The sequence below is a fragment of the Citrobacter freundii complex sp. CFNIH4 genome, assembly GCF_002934505.1.
Classification (GTDB): Bacteria; Pseudomonadota; Gammaproteobacteria; order Enterobacterales; family Enterobacteriaceae; genus Citrobacter; species Citrobacter freundii.
Window position 1 is genome coordinate 2,954,818 of the sequence record NZ_CP026231.1, and the last position, 22,308, is coordinate 2,977,125.

Here is a 22,308-nt window from a genome sequence, read left to right on the forward strand (position 1 = left end):
CGTTCTTACTTGCCTCGTTCTATGTGAGCATTTACGGCACAAAACAGGCCCCATAGCCTATCCCGCCCGAATTCGACCCCGTCGGGGTTGTTGGGCAATTTGTGATGCCCCCTTCATTTAACGAAACCTCGCAATAGTTATACGTCGAAGGTGTACGGCTCACATAACGCAGTACAGACACAGGCCATCCGTTAGCTGTTGCTATCTGTTCGTCTCTCATTTTCTCCAGTAAACTTTTTTCCGGGAAATAGGCCACCCCACCACAGTTATTGCTCATATCATAGCCAGTACCAGTATCTCGAGAATAGACACCGGCCCATGATTCATAATTATCCGTCCTCTGGTCCGTTGCTCCAGGGGATTCCCTATACAGCAGCGGCCGGCGTAGCGTTATGCTATCAACACTTAGAGTGTCCGGCATATGACCCCACATAGCGGCGCTGTTGCTGTCCGGGCTGGTTATTACGGTAAATATCACGTCAAGCGTTGAGGTGGTTGCTAGCAACACATCATTGGTCGCGGTAACCGTTAGCGCCGTTTTTAACCCCAGGCTCGCATCCTGGCGCACCGTAAAGGTTGCCGTACCGTCAGCCCCAGTTACACCGCTAAACACGACGCTGGTTGTCGTCATTGATGTCGTTGACAACGAAGGAGACAGCGCCTGCAATGTTAAATCGTCTGCGCCATTCACTGTGTATGCAGTACCGTTCCGACTTTCCGCATCAGATCGACTCAGGGTAAACGGCTCATTTGGCATTGGATTACCAGAGCGGTCTTTCACCGTCACCGTCAGCGGAATAGCTTCGCCTTTCTTCACTACAGCTGCTGCTTTCGCCACATCCATCACCGTCGAGGTCAGCGTGATTAAGCCAGGGATATTACGCGCGTCAACCAGACAAGCCTGCATCTCTTTCGTTGAGGAATTCGTCTGCTTGGATACCTGACCAGTATTCAGGTTCAGAGTGTGATAGGCATTTCCTGACTTTAAATCAGCCGGCCACCAGAGCTGATCGGATTTCACCGGCCAGCCATACTGCGCTTCCAGCGTACCATGAGGATAACGCTGATACAGCGCCTGTTGGTCGCTCATCATCGGCGTAAACGCAATACCGCATACGGATTTATCCGTCGAAAGCACCTGCCCAGGCGTCGGCGCGGCCCATTTTTCGTTATTGTACAGGAGATAACCTACCCCCGACGGTGCTTCTGCCTGCAAGTGGGGACGCTGATAAACAACGTTATCCGGTCCCGGCACCGTCTCCGGCATATGCCCCCAGTAATCTGCTGACGCCACATCAGGGCTGGTAATGACGGTAAAGGTGGTGTCTTTGCTGGCCTTCACCAGGCTGTCACTTGCCAGGCTGGCAGTAATAGTCGTTCTCAGCCCGGTGGTATTGTCCTGATTTAATGTTAACTGCAACATACCATCCTCACCGGTCGCTTCATACAAGCTACTGTTGCCAGTGAAGTTGGTCAGTACCGTCCCCAATGGCGAAGTGGGGGTGAGCGCCATGGTTGCCGCACTGGTGGATACCGATGTATTGCTGCGGGAGGATGAAAAGCCGCGCATCACCCTCACAACCGTATTCGCCTGCGGCCTGCCGGCTGCGTCCATCACGGTTACGGTTACCGGTATCGCCTCGCCTTTTTTCGCCACAAAAGCCTGTTTTTCTTCATTCCACGCGCTGGAGTCAAGGGAGATGAACGACTCATGCGCCGTGGTCAGACACAATTGTGCAACATTACTTACGGTCGATGCTGAGTTCGTGTTGATAACACCCGTCTTCAGACTCATATATTGATACGCCAGCGAGGTTTGACTTTTTATCGCCATATCACCCGCCCACCATGATTTCGACGTTATCATCGGGAGGCCTAAATCTGTCGCTAACGCGCCATTCGGATGACCTTGAGACAATGAGGTCAAATCAGCGGCTCGCGGCATCCGGTTCATTGCGCAGGCGCCACGTCCTTTCTCGATGTTTTTCACCGTATACCACTTTTCATTATTCTCTATAACGGCAGTCGTATCAGTGGCTGAATCCAGCTCATCCATAAGTCTGGGACGCATAAATTCAGTGCCGTTGCTGGCGGTGAAGGTTTCCGGCATATGGCCCCACATATTGGCTTTATTGCTGTCCGGGCTGGTGATTGTCGTAAACACCGCAGGTAGCGACGCAGTAACCGTTGTGCTGTTATATAGACCGGCGGTCAGCACGTTTTTGACGCCTGGCCCACTACTCTCAGCCAAATCGACAGCCAGCGTACCGTCTGCGCCCGTCACGCCGTAGTATGTTCCATTGAAACTCCAGCTCTGCGACGCCTGCCCGCTCTGCGTCAGTTGCATCGTTGGCGTACTCCAGGTGGTATAAGTAGTGGTACGGGCTGTTCCTTTGTCACGTTTAAGGGTAAATGGGATATTCCCCACCGGGTTGCCAGCGGCATCGGTGGTGGTGATCAGCAGTGGAATGGTATCGCCCGTTTTTACCTTCACCGCCTGCGCAGTGGCATCCTGCGTCAGCGTTGACGTGAGCGTAATCAATGCCGCCTGCGCCGTCTGCGTATCCGAACAAATCTGGTACTGTCTCCCGTTAGCGTCCGTCGCGGATAATGTCTGATGGCTGCCATCATCCAGGTCAACAGCCGAATAACGTGAGAACGTTTCAGTCGAGAACGAACTACTGTAGGTGCCGCTCCAGTAAGAACGGTCAATAGGCCAGCCCTGCACTGTTTTGATACTTCTGTCAGGATATTTACTGTACAGAGAATCCAGCGAACTGACCGTGGGATAGTAGCCTTTGGCGCAACTGTCCGGATTGCTCTTACCGCTATCAGGCCCATAGAACCCGGCCCACGCCTCGTTATCTTCCGTATAACTCATCACATTGAGGGTATTACTCAGCTCCGCGTACAGCAGCGGCCGGTGGTAGCTCGTACCGTCTGCCGCCGTCAGCGTGTCCGTCATATGCCCCCACAGCGTCGCCTTGTCCGAGTCGGGGCTGGTGACCACCGTAAAGATGGTGTCGAGGCTGGCACTCACGCTGGCATTGCCGTACAGCGCCGCCGTTATCGCCACTTTAGTGCCATGCGTATCCGGGCGGGTCACATTGATGATTTTGCTGCCGTCCACGCCCGTCAGGCCGCCGATTTTCGTCGCCGTGTCGTTAACAGATTCGCCGTCAATGACCACCGGCGACACAATACCATCACCGCTGCCAGCGGCATGTTTAACATTCTGTCGGGTAAAACCATCACCACGGCTCATGACAAAAGGCGCTTGCGGCACAGGGTTTCCATTGGCATCTTTCACCGTGACCTTCAGTTGTAGCGTCTCGCCTTTCTTCACTCTTACCGCATGTACACTATTAACGTTGTTGTCATACCACTGCGACGCATCCACCGGTTCAATGGTGATGGACGCCGCCGCCGGGTTATCGCTGGTCAGGCAACTGACGTAATCCGAAACATCGCCCCCCGCCGTCACCTCACCACCCGACAACGATATCTGTTGCCAGCTGGACTGGCTGGCGTACGTGACGGACCAGTAGTCCAGCCCCACAGGCCATCCGGCAACCGTATGTATCTCGCCGTCATTGTTGGCATTGTACAAAGTGGTAAGCTGGTCGATACGTGGCAGACGATTAAGCGCACATCCCCCGGCTGCGGTATTTCCCAGCGCATCGGCATGTGTGAGGCGAGCCCAGGTTTCATTCGCTTCATCCTGGGTTCGGGTTGCCCCTGACTCTGCCGCCAGTTTCGGGCGTTCAAACGTGAGATTATCCACGGTTACGGCGTCCGCCATATGCCCCCACATATGGGCTTTTGGCGTATCCGGGCTTGTCGGAACGGTAAACTTCACGCTACGCGAGATAGGCGAGTTCAGCAGTGAATCAATCGGTACTACGCTTAGCTGTGTGATTAACCCCACGCCGCGTGGCTGCTCAAGAATAATTTGCGCGTCACCGTTCGCATCCGTCATCCCCTCATACGTCATGGAAGATGTACCCGCGCCATAGGCAACGCTGTCAAATAGCAATTCCCCCTGACTTGGGTCAGTAAAGCCGGTGGTCATCCCGCTGCGATTTTTGCCGAGCCCCATGGTGACTGAAAACTTCACATTCGCTATCGTTGCTCCGTTCAACGCATTTTGTGAATGGACGTTCATTTTGATTTGCTCGCCTGTTTTGGCGACGGGCAGGCGTAACGAGACATCGTCATTGAAATAGACACTCAGTTGAGCCACCATTTCATTGGCTGAACAGGTCAGATAGTGGGCTGAGCCACCGACCCCCTTGCTACCATCGTCCAGATTAAAGTACGCCATCTGCGTGGCATCATCGGCCATATAAGCATCAGACGCCGTCGGCCAGCCGTGTTCTGTCAGGATTTTATTATCAGGATGTGCACTGTAGAGCGTTTCAAGAGAACCCGTGTCGGGGACTTGACCTGCGCCGCACTGATTCGTGGCAGAGATCAGAGAATCGAAGGTGGCCCATTCTTCGCTATTTTCACTTTGCTGACCGGTTTTATGACTTGTTTCGAACGCCAATAGCGGACGCTTGTAGAGATTACCCTTCTCCACAATACCCCGTTGCATATGGCCATACATATTCGCCCCGTCAACGTCCGGGCTGGTTATCACCGTAAAAATCACATTAAAGGGGAACGTGATGCTTGCGCCTTCATCATCCGCCATCACAATGCGGATCGGCGTTTCTACCCCTATCCCATTGTCATGACTTAACGACAAATGTACCTGACCGTTCGCGTCCGTTACCCCGGTATAGTGTTCCGGGGACGATGCACGCATATCATCACTACGGGCAACGACCCGCAGATTAGCCCACTCATCTTTATGCTCCCCTTTACGGTTAGAGGCGGGGTCGACAAACAGTTCAAGATAACGATAAGGCAACGGTTTATTGGTATTCCGGTCAACCACGCTGGCTATCACATCAATCGTCTCGCCGACTTCCGCCTTGTATGGCGCATCGGGAGAAAGCGTGATTTGTGGATACGCTAAAGGCAGCGCTTTATCCACGCAGCTCACCAGTAAAGCCGTACTGTTGCTTTCTCGTATCACCGCCCCACTCCCCATACTGGTAGCGTAGTGATAAATATCGAGCTGATCTTTCGTGGACGACCAGTAGGTATCAATTGGCCAACCGGGATAGGCCGCCGCGGTGCTGTGGGCGGCCCGCAGCGCCACCAGCTGTTCGGCATCCGGCAAAATGGCACAGTGGTTATCCGCGCTATCCCAGGTAAACTGCGCCCAGCTTTCATTGCTGGCAGCAAAAGTAGCACTAGTGCCACTGGTTTCCGCCGCCAGTTTTGGACGCGTGAAGGTATAGGTGACGCCATCGACGTTTGCCGTAGCGCTTTCTTCCATATGCCCCCACATCGCCGCTTTGTCGCTGTCCGGGCTGGTCAGGGTGGTGAAAATGACATCGACGCTGTCTTTTAGCGCCATATTGTTTGCCGGCATCACCGTCAGGGTAGTTTTTACGCCGGGGCCGTTTGCCTGGGTGACGGTCACTATCGCTTTGCCGTCAGCGCCCGTAACACCGTGGTATTCCGTCGCCGTGGTGGTCAGTTCCGTATCACCAACGTGTACCGGTGCATTATTGTTGACGATGTTCTGGCGGTTAAGCGCATCGCTGCGGGTAATAATAAATGCGGTATTGCCCACCACGTTACCGGCGCAATCGCGGGTGGTAACGGTCAGCGTGATACTTTCCCCTGCTTTGACCCTGGCTGCTTTTAACGTGTCGTTCATCGGCACGGCGCTGAGTGACAGTGGCTCGCCCACGGCGGTAGCTACGTCAATCGCCACTTTTTGTTCGGTTAAAGCAACCGTATTGCTGTGCGGTGTTCCCGTCGACGTAATGAGGTAAAGCGCGGGTAGCGCACTGCTATCTTCCAGCTGCGGCCAGACCACGTAATGCCCGCCGGCCATATTCTGCGCACAGAACGTTTTATTGGCGACCGGCTGCGGGTTAAGCGGTTCATCCGGTGTGGCGGCATCTGCCCAGACTAAACTGATAGCGGGCGTCTGTTCGCTTTCCCAGCGCAGCGGCGGTATGGCGAACAGATCGCCCTCGGTATCGAGCGGATTAGCCAGCTGCAGTGCGCTAGCTGAATCGTCAACGCTGAAGTCGCGGGGCATCGCGCTGAAGGCCACAGCGTGCGCTTCACCGGGAGAGAGCACAACGCTGCCCTGATAAACCGGAACGAACGCGCTGTCCGCCGTCGGCGGGGTGCCGTTTATCGCATCCGTAGCTGTGCGCAACTCCTGCCATGCCCCACTTTTTAGTGCAGAAAGTACCGGCACTGCACCCATTAACAGAGCTAACGCCAGTAAAGAGCGATAAACTTTATTCACCTGCCAGATCCCCCATCCTTGAGCAGTCACTACCCATTTATTCTGTGTTCGCGTTTCAACACACTTTGCTTAACCCCGAGCTAAACAAAGGGCGCGGAAAAACCGCTCCCCAAGGAAGCGGTCTTGCACGGTTTTATTTACGTTGGTAGTCGATAGACAAGCCATATCCCTGGACGCCATCGTTGCCGAGGGTAACGCCATCGGCATTATCGAAGGCAGCCTTCGCTTCGGCGTTGGTAAGCGGAATAACCAGATCGCTATTGTTGTAGGTAGCGTTGACAATCCCACCCACAGTGCCCAACTGCAGACTGTTACCGGTGAATTTCCAGCGGTAGTTGTAATCACTGGTAACTTCTTCACCTGCATCGTAAGAGCGACTGGCGTTTTTATCTTTCCACAGCAGCACTTTATAGGTGGTGTTGGTTTTAAGTTTGGTGCTCGTGCCCAACAGATTGGTTGTTGTACCCGCCTCGTAGATGACGACGTGGACATTTGCATCGACCACCGGACCTTCCGGAATGTCATCATCGTCAGAACCACCGCCAGCGTTGGTCGACAGATCGTTTAGCAGCAATTCTGTGGCAACATTCGGATCGCCGGTAGTTGTGGTAGGCGTAATTTTAATACCGATGTAGCGATCGGCATCCGCAGCCTGAATTTCATAGGTGTCGCTGCCTTTTGTACCTATCTCTTGTGCATCGCCGCCATTCTGATCGCTATAGCTCATCCACTGCACAGTCGCTTTGGTCGCCGTGTTATCCGCATCCAGGTCACCTTCCGTATCGCCGATAGCCCAGTTGACCTTCACTTTGTCGCCAGCGTGAAACTGCCGGTCACCTTCAGTTGCCACGGTTCGACTACCACGGTCAATCGTCACCGTGACATGTGCTTTATCCGTTTCCGCCGTTTTATCTGCAGCCCGTGTAATCCACGGGATAGTCCCTTGAATAGTACCGGTACTTTCTGTCGCGCTTTGCCACTGACCGGCTTTCAGATTCCCATTAGCCGCGACTGAAGGCACAGCACAATACCCTGCCACAGCCAACGCCAGTGCGACCTTCGTCAGCCGCCGTTTTAATACTAATTGCATCAAGACTCTCCTTTTTCTTCAACATTCAGCGACTGGCTGGTCAGCCACTACGCTGACACTATTTCTGGCTATACACCACGCGTATGCCATAGCCCTGAATACCATCCTGCTCATGAGCAGCGAATTTTTGCGCAGCCTCTCTATTTGTTGCTGGCAACACCAGATCTTCATTGCGGGTATTGGCTTGTGCTCCGGTATTTCCCGTTACGCTTTGCCCGGTAAATTCCCATTGATAGTCATAAAGCGCCATTTCATCTTCTGCCAGTTGTTCTGACATCTGGAAAACGCCGTCTTTATTGGCATCACGCCACAGTACAAATCGATAGGTATTATTAACGACAGGATGCCTATCTTGTTTGCCGCTCAAATTAACAGGAGAAAATGTTTTCATTTGATAAATGAGCGCATTCAACGCATCAAACGCATCACCGGTAAACGTCACGTCAACATAGTTACTGTCGCCGTAGGCGTCTTCCTTCGCTTTCCAGCGAAACGTACCAGGAAGCGTACTGGAGAGCGTGACGGTTCCCGCCTTTTTGTCACGGCTGGCAATGAAGACGCAGGGCAATTCGGCGGTACAAGCGGTGGAAGAAAGCGACACCTTTTTGTCATTGCTGTCATAGAGTTCAGGCGCCATAGCCTCATCCACCAGCACTTTACCGTTACGATCGGTCGTATCCCCAAATGAATCGGTCAGCACCAGGTCCATCACAACACCATCGATGCCATCCGCCAAAGCGCTGGCCTCATGGCTATGATCGGTACGATCGGCGTCAGCGACGTTATCGACAATCAATTCGATTTTACGATCCTGCTGGACGGTAATTTCCACAGCACCCGAGTTTTGCTTATTCCCCTTTTCATCTTCCAGGGTCATGCGCACTTTCCAGGTATTTAACTCTGTACGCTGTGCTTCTGTATCCGCATTGACCCACGCAGGGAGGACCAGATTCCAGCGATTATTATTCCCTTCAGTGAGGGCATCAGCTTTTACTACTGGCATCACTAATGTGCGATTGGCATTATTTTTTGCCTGCCAGGAGGCGGAGATGATTTTGTAGTGATGAGAGACAAGCGCATTGATCGTCCACTTACATTTCTCCAGTCCCACCGCAGACTCAGGCGTGTCTTCAATTACGCATTCAGGATGGACATTGGTCGCATCGGCTTTGAGCCATAATGCAACATCAAGGGGATCTTTTTCACGGTATTCAAGAACGATAAAATTATTACGCTCGACAAAATCGGTACGACTGCCCATTAAAGAGCGCTGAATTTTTACGTTTTCCGGATCAAGCTGAGCCGCCAGGGGCGTACCTAACTGATAAGTGACGGTTGCGTTGATGCTAAGGTCGGCATTATCTCCGGTACCGGCTTTGTAATCTGCACCCAACGTGACCATCGGCACAGGCATGTAATTGAGACCAACGGTTACCGCATGGGGATTTTTTTGTAAATTGTCGGTACCAAATAATGCCACTTCATCGCCATAGTACTGCTCGTAGACTAATTTCCCACCGATCTGTGGATAAAATGACAGCCAGCTTTCAGCCCGAATATCCCATCCCCGGGCAGGGCGCTCTTCATAAAACTCGAAATCCTCAGACTCTTTCCAGTCAGAAAGTGGATGGTAATAGTTGCCAGAGAGCTTCAGATAATCTGTCCATGCCTCAGTGCCCAAACCTAAGCGACGGTGCCCACGGGTAAAATCGTAGTCATAAAAAGCGTTGCCGCCGAGTAACCAATCCCCCACATTTTGACGCAAGCCAAAACCGATATTTCCAATGGTCCGATCCTCTTTACGCTGCGCGGAGATTTGGCTAAAAATCAATGTATATTGGTTGTCGTATAAGGGAACAAAATAGTCGAGAGAGCTACCATCAAGATCGCCACCTTCGCCAACAGATAAACTTGTCCGTACTTTTCCGTACGGTGACATTAACCCTTCTATATACGATTGCGTGGAGGAGGTAATTTGATTTTGCAAATAGCTTTGCGCCTGTGATTTCAACGCGTCAGGCGTCAGGTTTTCAAAGCCTTGTGTCGCAGAGTTAATAAAATAGTCGGCACCTTTCTCTTTAATGGATTGATCTTCGTTATTATGCTGTTCTTTTAGTACCGACTCACTGCCGAGATCGGGCAACGTAGACTCACTTATGTTATTGGTTGCTGCAGGCGCAACAATATTGTCCCCGGCAATAACTGCACCAGAAACGAATAGAACAAGCAAGATAACAAAGCGCGCCCTTCGGGCCATAACATGTTCCTGTATTAACAAAGTTGCTGTACAACAGGAACATTATATTTATGATTCAACCTAATGAATGCCTTTATAACCTAAATATAATCCTAAAAAATCAGCCAGATTATCAAAGCAAGATAAAATATTTGTAATAATAATGATTAAAGCTGATTAGCATTCATAATAAATATTAATCAGCAAAAATTATTCATAATATAATTTATATTATGACATTATATTCCACGCGTTTCTTCGAAATAAGGCCATGGCCGTTCTGACAGAAATAATCCACCGCTCCGCAGGCTTTTAATACTTGCAGTGGCAGATGGCATTCCGGACAACGCGCTTCCAGTTGAATATCTTTGTGACAATGCTCGCAGTGCGCCACACCATTTTGCGGCTCCAGCTCTGCATGACAATCCGGGCAGGTAATCGACATATCGTGTCCTTATACAGAAAATGTATTGCTGCTTTTATTTTAACACCATGCGCTTAATGTGGCCCACGTAACTGCTGCTGCAATGTTAACAGGCACTCCACTTCTTCCAGCCTGCGCAGTGTCGTTTGGCTCACCTCCTGCGGACAACGTTCAAACAAACTTTGCGCTCCCAGAATTTGCTCAGCGAGACAATGGGCGTAAATCGTACCAGTAATGCTCCAGCGTTGTACCACCTCGCCGTCAATCACTTCCAGTACATCTTCTGTACCGCGTCGGTCATGGCTGATAATACGTCCGTCATGCAGATAAAGCCGCAGACCTTTTTGCCCACCAGCTGGCCCTGCATATTTGTTGAGCCAGATATCCAGTGGAATGCCGCTAATCTGCCCCTGAAGATGCGCCTCGCCTTCTGCCGTGGTCAGGTCACTCTGGGGGATATCACGTCCCAGACGGTCTTTAGCACTCACTAACCGCAGCACCATCTCATTATTCCCTCCCAGATACCGTACCGTTTCCCGCAGCATTGCTAACACGTGCGTACCGATATCCAGAATCACGCCATCCGGGTGGCGAAGTTCACGCGTGTCCGGTTCACCGGTGGCAAAGTTAAGCGCTATCGGCTCCCCTGCAGCGTTAAATCCACTTGGCTCCTGCAAAAAACCTTCGATTTTCACAATCTCGGCAAAAGTGCTGACCAACCCTCGTTTCACCGTTTCGATGCGCGCCATCCAGTGGTCGAGTGCCAGTACACGATCAGCAGCGCCTGGTTGAGCCAGCAGCATTTTCAGTTTTTCAATTTGGGAGAGCGTGGCGACAATAGGTTTTTCAACCACGATACGTGCGATGGGAGAGGCCAGGGCCTGTTCAAGCACCTCAAGGTGATGCAAGGATGCGGTCGTGATGAACAGGGTATCAAGAGGCTGAGTAAGCAGCTCTTCGAGCGACGTACAACGCGTCACGCCTGCTGGCTGTTTTGTGGGTTGAACATCAAACCCCACACAGCGTAATGAATCACCGAAGAGGCTACGTAATGCGGGCAAGTATGCCGTTTCAACGACTGCGCCCAGCCCAACAAACCCTAACAGCATGTTCTCACCTCAAAAGTTGAATTACCGGGGCATAACGTCTGCCCCGGCATCATCGAGGTGCTATCAGGCGCTAGTTGCCGGTTTAGTCTGTGTATTCTCCAGCATGCGACGAATCGGAACAATGAGAACGATCAGTACCGCGGCGCAGATAAGCAGCGCAATCGAGCAGCGCGCGAAGAGATCTGGCAGCATATCAAGTTGGTCGGCCTTCACATGACCACCAATCAGACCCGCGGCCAGGTTACCCAGCGCACTGGCGCAGAACCACAGACCCATCATCTGTCCACGCATTCTTTCCGGTGCCAACAGCGTCATGGTCGCCAGACCAATTGGGCTCAGACACAGCTCGCCGAGCGTAAGCATCAGGATACTGCCTACCAGCCAGAATGGAGAAACACCCGCGCCGCCATTTGCCAGCACGTCTTGCGCCGCCAGCATCATCACGCCAAAGCCCGCCGCTGCGCAGAGAATGCCGATGACAAACTTGGTGATACTGCTTGGGCGAATATTCATGCTCGCCAGTTTTGGCCATGCCCAGCTGAATACCGGGGCCAGCAGAATGATGAACAAAGCGTTAATCGACTGGAACCATACTGCCGGGATTTCAAAATCGCCGATCATACGGTTAGTGTAGTCGTTGGCGAACAGGTTGAACGAGGTGGGTTTCTGCTCAAAGGCAGACCAGAAGAACGCAGCGGAAACCAGCAGGATAAAGCAAACCAGCAGCCTGGCGCGTTCTTTACGGTTCAGCCCCGCAAAGACGAACAGATAGATAAAGTAAAGCGCAACTGACGCGGCAATCACGTACACCAGCATGCTGGCAACCGCGACCGGGTTAATCACAATCACTCCCTGCGCAATCAGGGTAACAACAATTGCTACACCAACTGCCAGCGCCAGCAGCCACGCGCCTACACCATTACGTTTCACAACCGGGCTGTTCCAGGTCGAGTCCAGGCCCACTTCGCTATCGTAGCGTTTCATCGCCGGAACGGCAAAGATACGGAAGATGAGCAATGCCACCAACATTCCGATACCACCGATACCAAAACCCCAGTGCCAGCCGTGAGTTTTAATCAGCCAGCCGGAGATCAATGGCGCGATGAAGGAACCCAGGTTGATACCCATGTAGAACAGCGAGAAACCGCCGTCACGGCGCGCATCGCCTTTTTTATACAGCGTACCCACCATCACCGAGATACAGGTTTTGAACAGGCCAGAACCGAGCACAATGAACATCAGGCCAATAAAAAACAGGTTGTCACCCATGATGGCCGAGAGTGCAATCGACAGGTGACCAAGTGCTATCAGGATGGAGCCATACCATACCGCTTTTTGTTGACCAAGCCAGTTATCCGCCAGCCAGCCACCTGGCAGCGCAGCAAGATACATGGTACCGGCAAAGATACCGACAATCGCCGAGGCATTTTCACGCGCCAGTCCCATGCCGCCGTCATAAACGGTAGCCGCCATAAACAAGATCAGTAACGGACGAATGCCATAAAACGAAAAACGCTCCCACATCTCAGTAAAGAACAATGAGCCGAGCGGATAAGGGTGACCGAAGAAAGTTCGGCTTTCTTTTTGATTAACAGAGGATTGCATAATTCTCCCGAAAGTTATGTCGTCGTGCGTGTAAACACCGCGATGTACGCCGACCAGTTACGTAGCTGGTCGATTTTTTACATGCGGCGAAGATTTATTTAACCATTTGATAACCTGGCAGTAGTTTTGTCTAGTACCAACCGGGGGACTTTAAGATGAAAACTCGACAATTGTCTACTTTCTTAGATTTAAACTTGGTAAAAAACGAATAGTGATTGACATTGCGCGGGCTGAGGTTGACGTTGGAATAACGAAAAAAACCCGCGACAAGCGCGGGTTTTCATCTGCATCAGCAACGATTACTTATTTTTTTTAATGTGTTTAATCAAACGCTTACGTTTACGCATCTGAGTCGGAGTCAGCGTATTGCGTTTGTTGGCAAACGGGTTTTCCCCTTCTTTGAACTGAATACGGATCGGCGTCCCCATTACGTCCAGAGATTTGCGGAAATAGTTCATCAGATAACGCTTGTAGGAATCCGGCAGGTCTTTGACCTGGTTACCGTGAATCACCACAATTGGCGGGTTATAACCGCCCGCGTGGGCGTATTTCAGCTTCACACGACGACCACGCACCAGTGGCGGCTGATGATCTTCTACTGCCATGGTCATGATGCGCGTCAGCATCGCGGTGCTCACGCGACGGGTGGAGCTGTCATACGCTTCACGGACCGATTCAAACAGATTACCCACACCGCTGCCGTGCAGCGCAGAGATAAAGTGTACGCGTGCAAAATCAATAAAGCCCAGACGGAAGTCCAGCGTCTCTTTGACCTGCTCTTTTACTTCCTGCGTCAGACCATCCCACTTGTTCACAACGATAACAAGTGAGCGCCCACTGTTGAGGATAAAGCCCAGCAGCGACAGGTCCTGATCGGAAATCCCTTCGCGCGCGTCAATCACCAGCATCACCACGTTGGCATCTTCAATCGCCTGCAGCGTTTTGATAACTGAGAATTTTTCTACCGCTTCGGTAATTTTGCCGCGCTTACGCACGCCCGCGGTATCGATAAGCACATATTCGCGCTCATCGCGCTGCATCGGAATATAAATACTGTCACGCGTGGTCCCCGGCATGTCGTAAACCACCACACGATCTTCGCCAAGAATACGGTTAGTAAGTGTGGACTTACCTACGTTCGGGCGACCCACGATCGCCAGTTTGATCGGCAAATCCTGCGGATTGAAATCATCTTCAGGCTCTTCTTCGCCATTTTCTTTGGCTTCCAGCTGCGCCCAGTATTCCGCGTCTTCGTCGACTTCTTCCTGCGGAGCAACGTCATCCATCCACGGCAGCAGAACATGCTCCAGCAGGCTGAGAACGCCACGACCATGGGACGCCGCGATCGGATAAATTTCACCCAGACCCAGAGAGTAGAAATCAACAACCGCCTGGTCAGGATCGAGTCCGTCAGTTTTGTTGGCTACCAGGAACGTCGGTTTCTGGCGCGAGCGCAGATGTTTCGCAATAGCTGCATCCGCTGGCATCAGGCCAGCACGCGCGTCCACCATGAACAGCACAACGTCCGCTTCTTCGATAGCCAACAGCGACTGTTCCGCCATACGGGTTTCAACACCGTCTTCGGTGCCATCAATACCGCCGGTATCAATACAGATAAACTCGCGGCCTTCAATTTCCGCACGACCGTACTTACGGTCACGAGTCAGACCCGGGAAATCCGCAACCAGCGCATCTCGGGTGCGAGTTAGACGGTTAAATAACGTGGATTTGCCAACGTTAGGGCGCCCGACAAGCGCGACCACAGGTACCATGTTTAAAGCCTCATTTAAAAAATCATCAGACAACGGGCACATTTTTGCTCCGTTGTTAAAAACAGTAAAACGGCCCCTGCACCAGGAGCCGTTTTTCAAAGCGAGCGGCCGCGACGATTAACGCGTAATAGAGTACAGCGTACCGTCTTTCGCCTGGATCAGCAGTTTACCATCAGCAGAGACCGGCTCGGTCAGGAAACCTGAGCTGTCAACTTTCTGCTGGGCAACAAAACGGCCATCGTCAACGTTAATCCAGTGCAGGTAGCCTTCGCTATCACCGACGACCAGATTGCCGTTATACAATACCGGGGACGTCAGCAGACGGTGCAGCAGATCGCTTTGCGTCCACAGCGTCACGCCGCCATTGGTGGTCAGTGCCAGCACGCGGTCGTTCTGGTCAACCAGGTAGATACGGTTACCGTCGACGATGAAATCATTCACCGAGCCCAGTTCGCGTTTCCACATGATCTGACCACTGCGCAGATCCAACGCCGTCAGGTTACCATTATAAGCCAGCGCGTAAACAACGCCATTGACGATAACCGGCGTGGTATCAACGTCGCTCAGACGATCAATTTCCGTTGGGCCTGTCGCCTGAGAGATACGCTGCTGCCAAATCATCTGGCCCTGCTGCATCAGCACGGCGCTTACGCGACCGTTATCACCGCCAACAATAGCTGCGCCAAAGGCGGTTGCCGGAGCGGATTCGCCACGCAGAGACAGAGAAGGCATGTCGAGGTTAACGGTCCATTTGATGGCGCCGTCGGCTTCGTTTAAGGCCTGCAACTGACCGTTGCTGGTGTGGATCAATACCACGCCATCGCTCACAACAGGACGAGACAGCGCTTCACCAGCGACTTTCGTCTGCCATGCGGTAGTACCGTCACTGGTGTTCAGCGCATAAACCTGTGCTTTTTCACTGCCGATATAAACATGACCGCCGGCCACGGTGACACCGCCAGAAAGCTGTGCAGATGCACGGGAGAACCAGCCATCTTTCTCACCCAGATTCACAGACCAGACTTCTTTGCCGTCGCCTGCGTTCAACGCTTTAACTACACCAGCGCGAGAGGCAGCATAGACAACGTTATCCGCCAGCGCAGGATGAAGATTGGAATAGAAATCACCAATACCGTTTCCTACAGAGGTGCTCCATTCCGTAGACGGAGTAAACTGGTTTTCAACCACCGGTAATGGGGACATCTTAACGACATCTTCTTCGCCACTAAACAGTGAACAGCCGCTCAATAGGGTAACGGAAAGCAGCCCTGGCAGAAGTAATTTACGCAATTGCATCGGGTCCCTCTCAGATGGACAAATTATTGATTTTCATCTGCATCATTTCGCTCAGAGCAGGAGAGGCATCGCTTTTCACACCCGCTTCCCATGCGCTACGCGCACCTTGTTTGTCGCCTTTACTCAACAACGCTTCACCACGCAGATCGGCAACAATGGCCGCCCACCCTTCACCTTTAATGGTTTCGAGTGTTTTCAGCGCGGTATCAGCCTGTTTAAGCTGAACCTGAACACGAGCCAGACGCAGGTTTATCACTGCTTTGAGATTTTCATCGCTGGTCGCAGCCAAGCCTTGTTGCAGTTGGCTTGCGGCTTTCTCAAGTTCATTTTGGTCAACAAACTGCTGCGCCAGTTCCAGTGAAGCCAGCGCGCCATAGGTATTTTTATTCTCTGCAGCAAATTTCTCAGCGGCAGGAATGCTGTCCGGTTTACCCGCGCTAACCGCAGTTACCGTATTTTGATACGCCAGAGAAGCAGAGCGTGCGGACTCCGTCTGATGGCTGGTCCAGTAACGCCAACCAACCAGCGCGCCAACCCCTAAAATGATCCCAACAGCCAGCGCCTTGCCGTTTTCAGCAAAGAAGCGTTTTACCGCATCAACCTGGTCGTGTTCGTTCTCGTAAATTTCCACGCTGTCCTTCTCCTTAGCCCAGTAAAGTGCGCAAATGCGCGGCAACGCTATCCTGCGCTACTGCTTTTTGCTCACCAGAGCGCAAATCCTTCACTACAACAGTACCGTCAGCCACTTCGGACTCGCCCAGTACCAGTGCAACGCGGGCGCCCCACTTATCGGCACGGGCAAACTGTTTCTTAAAGTTGCCGCCACCGTGGTTTGTCATCAGTTTCACACCAGGAACTTCATCGCGCAGACGTTCTGCAAGCGTCATTGCTGCCGACTGCGTGTCCGCCCCTGAAGCGACCAGGTATATATCGACAACAGGATCTGCGTTAAATTCCGGATTAACTGCCTGAACTAACAAAACAAGTCGTTCCAGACCCATAGCAAAGCCCACGGCAGGCGTTGCACGACCGCCAAGTTGCTCTACCAGACCGTCGTAACGACCACCGGCACACACGGTACCCTGAGAGCCCAGGCTGCTGGTGACCCACTCAAATACGGTGCGGTTGTAGTAATCAAGACCACGAACCAGACGCTGATTGACGGTGTAGGCAATGCCTGCGGACTCCAGCAGTTTGCACAAACCCGCGAAGTGCTCGCGCGAGTCGTCATCCAGATAGTCGCCCAGTGCAGGCGCGTCGTTGAGCAGCGCCTGTACTTCCGGGTTTTTGGAGTCGAGAACGCGCAGCGGGTTGGTGTACATACGGCGCTTGCAGTCTTCGTCCAGTTTCTCTTTGTGCAGTTCCAGGTAGGCAACCAGCGCATCACGGTAGTTAGCGCGGGCTTCAAGCGAACCGATCGAGTTCAGCTCCAGGCTGACATGCTGAGAAATACCCAGCGCGCGCCACCAGCGAGCGGTCAGCATAATCAGTTCTGCATCGATGTCCGGGCCTTGCAGGCCAAACACTTCGACACCCAGCTGATGGAATTGACGATAGCGTCCTTTCTGCGGACGTTCGTGGCGGAACATCGGCCCGATATACCACAGACGCTGTTCCTGATTGTACAGGAGACCATGTTCGATGCCGGCGCGTACGCAGCCCGCAGTCCCTTCAGGACGCAACGTCAGGCTGTCGCCATTACGGTCCTCAAAGGTATACATCTCTTTTTCAACCACGTCGGTGACTTCACCGATCGCGCGTTTGAATAACGGGGTCTGCTCTACAATCGGCAAGCGGATTTCACTGTAACCGTAGCTGCCGAGCACGTTTTTAAGAGTGCCTTCAATGCGCTGCCAGATGGCGGTTTCGCCAGGCAGATAATCGTTCATGCCGCGAATGGCTTGAATGTTTTTTGCCACGTTTATTCTCTTTATGAATATAAAAATGAACCCTCAGCGCTAACCCGAACAATGCGGGCGCCATGCGGGTTCAATCATACACGGGAAGCATGCCGCTTCCCATCACGTTGTTATTTTTCAAGCTGCTGCACGTCGATACGACGCGCTTCGTCCAGAATACTTGCTTTGGCACGAATGCGGGCTTCAAGCTGCGTAATCATGTCGTCGTTATCGAGTCTGTCCTTACGCACGCCGTCTTCATACAGGCCGCTTTTCTTGTTACCGCCCGTCACGCCCAGCGTAGAAACCAGCGCTTCACCAGGGCCGTTTACTACGCAGCCGATGATCGAAACGTCCATTGGCGTAATGATATCCTCCAGGCGTTGCTCCAGCGCGTTAACCGTACCGATAACGTCAAACTCCTGACGCGAACAGGTTGGGCAAGCGATGAAGTTGATCCCGCGCGCGCGAATGCGCAGCGATTTCAGGATATCGAAACCAACTTTGATCTCTTCCACCGGATCGGCCGCCAGAGAAACACGCAGCGTATCGCCGATCCCTTCAGATAACAGCAGGCCAAGGCCGATCGCGGACTTCACCGAACCACTACGCAGGCCACCAGCTTCGGTGATCCCCAGATGCAACGGTTGATCGATCTGTTTCGCCAGCAGGCGATAGGATTCTACGGCGAGGAAAACGTCAGACGCTTTAACACTAACTTTGAATTGATCGAAGTTCAGACGATCGAGGTGATCCACGTGGCGCATCGCGGATTCCAGCAGCGCCTGAGGCGTCGGTTCACCGTATTTTTCCTGCAGATCTTTTTCCAGCGATCCGGCGTTGACACCGATACGGATAGGAATATTTTTATCACGAGCGCAATCCACCACCATGCGAATACGCTCTTCACTGCCGATATTACCTGGGTTAATACGCAGGCAATCAACGCCGTATTCCGCCACCTTCAGTGCGATACGATAGTCGAAGTGTATATCGGCAACCAGCGGGACGTTAACCTGCTGTTTGATAAGCCTGAACGCTTCTGCGGCATCCATTGTCGGTACAGAGACACGAACAATGTCTGCGCCTACGCGTTCCAGCGCTTTAATCTGATTAACCGTCGCTTCCACGTCCGTGGTACGCGTATTAGTCATAGACTGTACGGCGATGGGCGCACCATCGCCGATCGGCACGTTCCCAACGTAAATGCGTGTCGATTTTCTACGTTGAATTGGAGCCTGGTTATGCATTAAAAAATCTCCCGCATTGCCGTCTGTTACTGAGCCGGTGATTGTTCGGCATTAACGGTCAGACGCGCAACCTGGTTAGTTCTGATAAAACGACTCAGATCGACAGGTTTACCCTGGAACTGAATCTGCACTGCCGCCGGAGCACCAATCTTCAGTTTGTACGGTGCCTGACCGGTCAAATTCAGATTGCCATCTTTACGCTGCATCCCGCTGAACAGTTTTTTACCGGTCGCATCGGTGACTTCCAGCCAGCAATCGGCGGTAAAGTTCATCACCAGCGCGTTAGGATCGGCTGCAGGTGTAGTCACACCTGCCTGATCGGTCGGCAGCGGTGCCGCGGTAGCTGGCGCTGTGGTTGCAGTATCGACGTTAGCCTGAGAAGGGGCAACGACGGCGTTTTGTTGCGCATCAGCAGCCGGGGCCTGAGCCGCTGCGGTATCTTGTTGCGCTGGCGCTGAATCCGTTACCGCGCCATTTTCAGCAGCCGACGTGGTATCCTGGCTTGCTGCAGCGCTGGTATCTAACGGTACATTCTGCGCACCCTCTTTACCGGCATTCAACTCAGCGGAGGATTGATCGGCCATGGTGGTGATCTCTTCCTGCTGCGCTTTATGGTTCTGCCACCACCAGGCGCCAGTCAGTCCGACAACGACAAACAGTACCAGCCAGGTAAAGGTCATTAACCAGCCGTCGCGTTTCTTACGACGCTTACCGAGCGAGAAGCTCTGCATCGGTGCGACTTTGGCAGGACGAATCGGAGCCTGTTTTTCCAGCCCTGGCAACAGTTCTTCTTCAGGAATATGCACCAGACGCGCATAAGAACGGATATACCCGCGCAGGAATGTTGAAGCAAGATCGGCTGGCGCCTTATCTTCTTCAATATCGCGTACCGTGGAGACCTTCAGGCAAAGTCGCTCCGCGACTGCCTGCTGGCTGAATCCGAGTTGTTCACGGGCATTGCGCAGACGAATGCCGGTGGATAGTGTTTCATTTTTGTCGTGCGTGGCTTCAGTATTCATTCGCTACAGCTGCGTAATATTTGGGTTCTGATGCCGGCGAGCCACAATGCTCACCCACACCGCGAAACATCTGGTCAGTTAACCTTCGTCAGACAGTATAAAACGGTCAGACTATCAATGACAAAACGGCGTAAACCTGAGGGCTAAACACTTGTTACGCCGTTACATACTGCCTTAAAGTCGACAAAAACGCACCGTTATTATTGACCTGACGACGACAACAAAAAACCTCATATGGCTTACGTTGCACTACGGTACAAGAATTATACCGTAGTGCGCCAACATCAAACGGTCTTAATGTCGATAGCGTCGCCCTGCATACGCTTACGCAAAGTACGCTTGGTACGGTCGATAACGTCGCCCGCCAACTGACCACAGGCTGCATCGATGTCATCGCCACGTGTTTTACGCACAATGGTGGTGAAACCATAGCTCATCAACACTTTGGAGAAACGATCGATACGGCTGTTAGAACTACGGCCATACGGCGCGCCCGGGAACGGGTTCCACGGGATCAGGTTGATCTTACACGGCGTATCTTTCAGCAGTTCTGCCAGCTGATGCGCGTGTTCAGTGCCATCATTGATGTGATCTAACATCACATACTCAATGGTCACACGGCCCTGGTTAGCGTTGGATTTCTCCAGATAACGACGAACCGCGCCAAGGAATGTTTCGATATTGTACTTTTTGTTGATCGGTACAATTTCGTCACGAATTTCATCGTTCGGCGCATGCAGAGAAATCGCCAGCGCGACGTCAATCATATCACCTAGCTTATCCAGCGCAGGGACAACGCCCGAGGTGGAGAGCGTGACGCGACGCTTGGACAACCCAAAACCGAAGTCATCCAGCATGATTTCCATCGCCGGCACTACGTTGGTCAGGTTGAGCAGCGGCTCACCCATCCCCATCATCACCACGTTGGTGATAGGACGCACGCCCGTTGCTTTGACCGCGCCGACGATTTTCGCCGCGCGCCAGACCTGGCCAATGATCTCCGATACCCGCAGGTTACGGTTAAAGCCCTGTTGCGCCGTAGAGCAGAATTTACACTCTAATGCGCAACCGACCTGTGAAGAAACACACAGGGTCGCACGATCGTCTTCCGGGATATACACCGTTTCAACTCGCTGATCGCCAACAGCGATAGCCCATTTGATCGTACCGTCAGAAGAACGCTGCTCTTCCACCACTTCCGGGGCGCGAATTTCAGCCACTTCTTTCAGCTTGTTACGCAGCACCTTATTGATGTCAGTCATGTCATCAAAGTTGTCGCTGCAATAGTGGTACATCCACTTCATGACCTGATCGGCACGAAACGGTTTTTCGCCCATCTCTTTGAAGAATTCGCGCATTTGCTGACGGTTCAGATCCAGCAGGTTAATTTTTCCATTTTTATTTGGAACCGCAGGAATGACGACTTCAGAGGTGTTAACTAATTCAGACATAATTTTTTCCGGCCTCGTTGTTACACGTTGTGGCCCGTGGAGGGTTAAAAAGAAACGCCCCGGCAAGCGATCTGCTCTTCTGGGGCGTTGCATTGTACAAAGTCTGGCGCAGGGATGCCACGTTTGCACGAAGCATTAGCGAAAATAATATGTAAATCGCTAATTCATCTCCAAAGGATTTCGCGTCGCAGGAAGGCGGCAAGTTCAAGCATCCCCGGGAGCATAGAAAACTATGTGACCGGGGTAAACGAATGCAGCCAACGCATCTGCGACGTGAAAGACGCGGGAGATTAGCGAGTGCGCGGGCAAACCTCACCTTCACCAAAGAAATAGGCGATTTCGCGCGCCGCTGACTCAACGGAGTCGGAACCGTGAGTACCGTTCTCGGTGAAGCTGTCAGCATAGTCTGCACGCAGAGTACCGGCCAGCGCATTCGCTGGGTTGGTTGCGCCCAGCAGATCGCGATGACGCTGTACGGCATTTTCGCTTTCCAGAACAGAAACAACGATCGGACCAGAGGTCATGAATTCAACCAGACCGTCAAAGAACGGTTTGCCATCGTGCTCAGCGTAGAAACCACGCGCCTGCTCAACGGTCAGGTGCAGCATTTTAGTCCCGACGATTTTGAACCCTGCTGCTTCAAAGCGCGCAAAGATGCTCCCAATAACGTTTTTTGCCACCGCGTTTGGTTTGATGATGGAAAAAGTACGTTCAATAGCCATGATAACCTCTGTAATGTGTTCTGTTGTTGTCTATATAGATGTACGACCTGGCGC

The 22,308-nt window shown here is 52.4% G+C and carries 14 protein-coding genes; all 14 read right to left on the bottom strand.

Going from position 1 to position 22,308, the window contains the following annotated elements:
* Positions 1-31 precede the first annotated feature (31 nt).
* Positions 32-6,382, bottom strand: a complete 6,351-nt coding sequence (locus C2U41_RS15240) for an adhesion domain-containing protein (RefSeq protein WP_103848607.1) — start codon at positions 6,380-6,382, stop codon at positions 32-34.
* Between the two features lie 133 nt (positions 6,383-6,515).
* Positions 6,516-7,472, bottom strand: a complete 957-nt coding sequence (locus C2U41_RS15245; protein WP_103848586.1) for a SinI family autotransporter-associated protein — start codon at positions 7,470-7,472, stop codon at positions 6,516-6,518.
* Between the two features lie 58 nt (positions 7,473-7,530).
* Complete coding sequence (gene sinH, locus C2U41_RS15250) at positions 7,531-9,729, bottom strand: intimin-like inverse autotransporter SinH (protein WP_103848587.1); 2,199 nt, start codon at positions 9,727-9,729, stop codon at positions 7,531-7,533.
* 205 nt (positions 9,730-9,934) lie between these two features.
* Entirely contained in the window at positions 9,935-10,153 is a 219-nt protein-coding gene (locus C2U41_RS15255; RefSeq protein WP_003838464.1) for a zinc ribbon domain-containing protein, read from the bottom strand.
* A gap of 53 nt (positions 10,154-10,206) precedes the next feature.
* Complete coding sequence (locus C2U41_RS15260; RefSeq protein ID WP_003838460.1) at positions 10,207-11,241, bottom strand: Gfo/Idh/MocA family oxidoreductase; 1,035 nt, start codon at positions 11,239-11,241, stop codon at positions 10,207-10,209.
* A 63-nt stretch (positions 11,242-11,304) separates the two neighbouring features.
* A complete protein-coding gene (locus C2U41_RS15265) occupies positions 11,305-12,846 on the bottom strand; it encodes a peptide MFS transporter (RefSeq protein WP_003037736.1) in 1,542 nt (513 codons plus the stop codon).
* A gap of 299 nt (positions 12,847-13,145) precedes the next feature.
* Entirely contained in the window at positions 13,146-14,618 is a 1,473-nt protein-coding gene (gene der / locus C2U41_RS15270) for a ribosome biogenesis GTPase Der (protein WP_103848588.1), read from the bottom strand.
* Between the two features lie 117 nt (positions 14,619-14,735).
* Positions 14,736-15,914 (bottom strand): outer membrane protein assembly factor BamB, encoded by a 1,179-nt coding sequence (gene bamB / locus C2U41_RS15275; protein ID WP_103848589.1) that lies wholly within the window; start codon positions 15,912-15,914, stop codon positions 14,736-14,738.
* Between the two features lie 10 nt (positions 15,915-15,924).
* Positions 15,925-16,545, bottom strand: a complete 621-nt coding sequence (locus C2U41_RS15280; protein WP_003037727.1) for a YfgM family protein — start codon at positions 16,543-16,545, stop codon at positions 15,925-15,927.
* 13 nt (positions 16,546-16,558) lie between these two features.
* Positions 16,559-17,833 carry a histidine--tRNA ligase gene (gene hisS / locus C2U41_RS15285; RefSeq protein ID WP_032937877.1) on the bottom strand — a complete coding sequence of 425 codons (1,275 nt, stop codon included), beginning with the start codon at positions 17,831-17,833 and terminating at the stop codon, positions 16,559-16,561.
* 110 nt (positions 17,834-17,943) lie between these two features.
* Positions 17,944-19,062, bottom strand: coding sequence for a flavodoxin-dependent (E)-4-hydroxy-3-methylbut-2-enyl-diphosphate synthase (gene ispG, locus C2U41_RS15290; RefSeq protein WP_003838451.1), 1,119 nt, complete (start codon positions 19,060-19,062; stop codon positions 17,944-17,946).
* Between the two features lie 26 nt (positions 19,063-19,088).
* A complete protein-coding gene (gene rodZ / locus C2U41_RS15295) occupies positions 19,089-20,081 on the bottom strand; it encodes a cytoskeleton protein RodZ (RefSeq protein WP_003838449.1) in 993 nt (330 codons plus the stop codon).
* 284 nt (positions 20,082-20,365) lie between these two features.
* Positions 20,366-21,532, bottom strand: coding sequence for a bifunctional tRNA (adenosine(37)-C2)-methyltransferase TrmG/ribosomal RNA large subunit methyltransferase RlmN (locus C2U41_RS15300; protein ID WP_003037713.1), 1,167 nt, complete (start codon positions 21,530-21,532; stop codon positions 20,366-20,368).
* Positions 21,533-21,822: 290 nt separating this feature from the next.
* Entirely contained in the window at positions 21,823-22,254 is a 432-nt protein-coding gene (ndk, locus tag C2U41_RS15305) for a nucleoside-diphosphate kinase (RefSeq protein WP_003037710.1), read from the bottom strand.
* Between the last annotated feature and the right edge of the window lie 54 nt (positions 22,255-22,308).

What these genes read in the sequence shown, in the direction of transcription:
- C2U41_RS15260 (WP_003838460.1), bottom strand. Translation starts at nt 11,241, where the DNA reads ATGCTGTTAGGGTTTGTTGGGCTGGGCGCAGTCGTTGAAACGGCATAC.
- C2U41_RS15245 (WP_103848586.1), bottom strand. Translation starts at nt 7,472, where the DNA reads ATGCAATTAGTATTAAAACGGCGGCTGACGAAGGTCGCACTGGCGTTG.
- C2U41_RS15300 (WP_003037713.1), bottom strand. Translation starts at nt 21,532, where the DNA reads ATGTCTGAATTAGTTAACACCTCTGAAGTCGTCATTCCTGCGGTTCCA.
- sinH (WP_103848587.1), bottom strand. Translation starts at nt 9,729, where the DNA reads ATGGCCCGAAGGGCGCGCTTTGTTATCTTGCTTGTTCTATTCGTTTCT.
- C2U41_RS15265 (WP_003037736.1), bottom strand. Translation starts at nt 12,846, where the DNA reads ATGCAATCCTCTGTTAATCAAAAAGAAAGCCGAACTTTCTTCGGTCAC.
- ispG (WP_003838451.1), bottom strand. Translation starts at nt 19,062, where the DNA reads ATGCATAACCAGGCTCCAATTCAACGTAGAAAATCGACACGCATTTAC.
- bamB (WP_103848589.1), bottom strand. Translation starts at nt 15,914, where the DNA reads ATGCAATTGCGTAAATTACTTCTGCCAGGGCTGCTTTCCGTTACCCTA.
- ndk (WP_003037710.1), bottom strand. Translation starts at nt 22,254, where the DNA reads ATGGCTATTGAACGTACTTTTTCCATCATCAAACCAAACGCGGTGGCA.
- der (WP_103848588.1), bottom strand. Translation starts at nt 14,618, where the DNA reads ATGGTACCTGTGGTCGCGCTTGTCGGGCGCCCTAACGTTGGCAAATCC.
- rodZ (WP_003838449.1), bottom strand. Translation starts at nt 20,081, where the DNA reads ATGAATACTGAAGCCACGCACGACAAAAATGAAACACTATCCACCGGC.
- C2U41_RS15255 (WP_003838464.1), bottom strand. Translation starts at nt 10,153, where the DNA reads ATGTCGATTACCTGCCCGGATTGTCATGCAGAGCTGGAGCCGCAAAAT.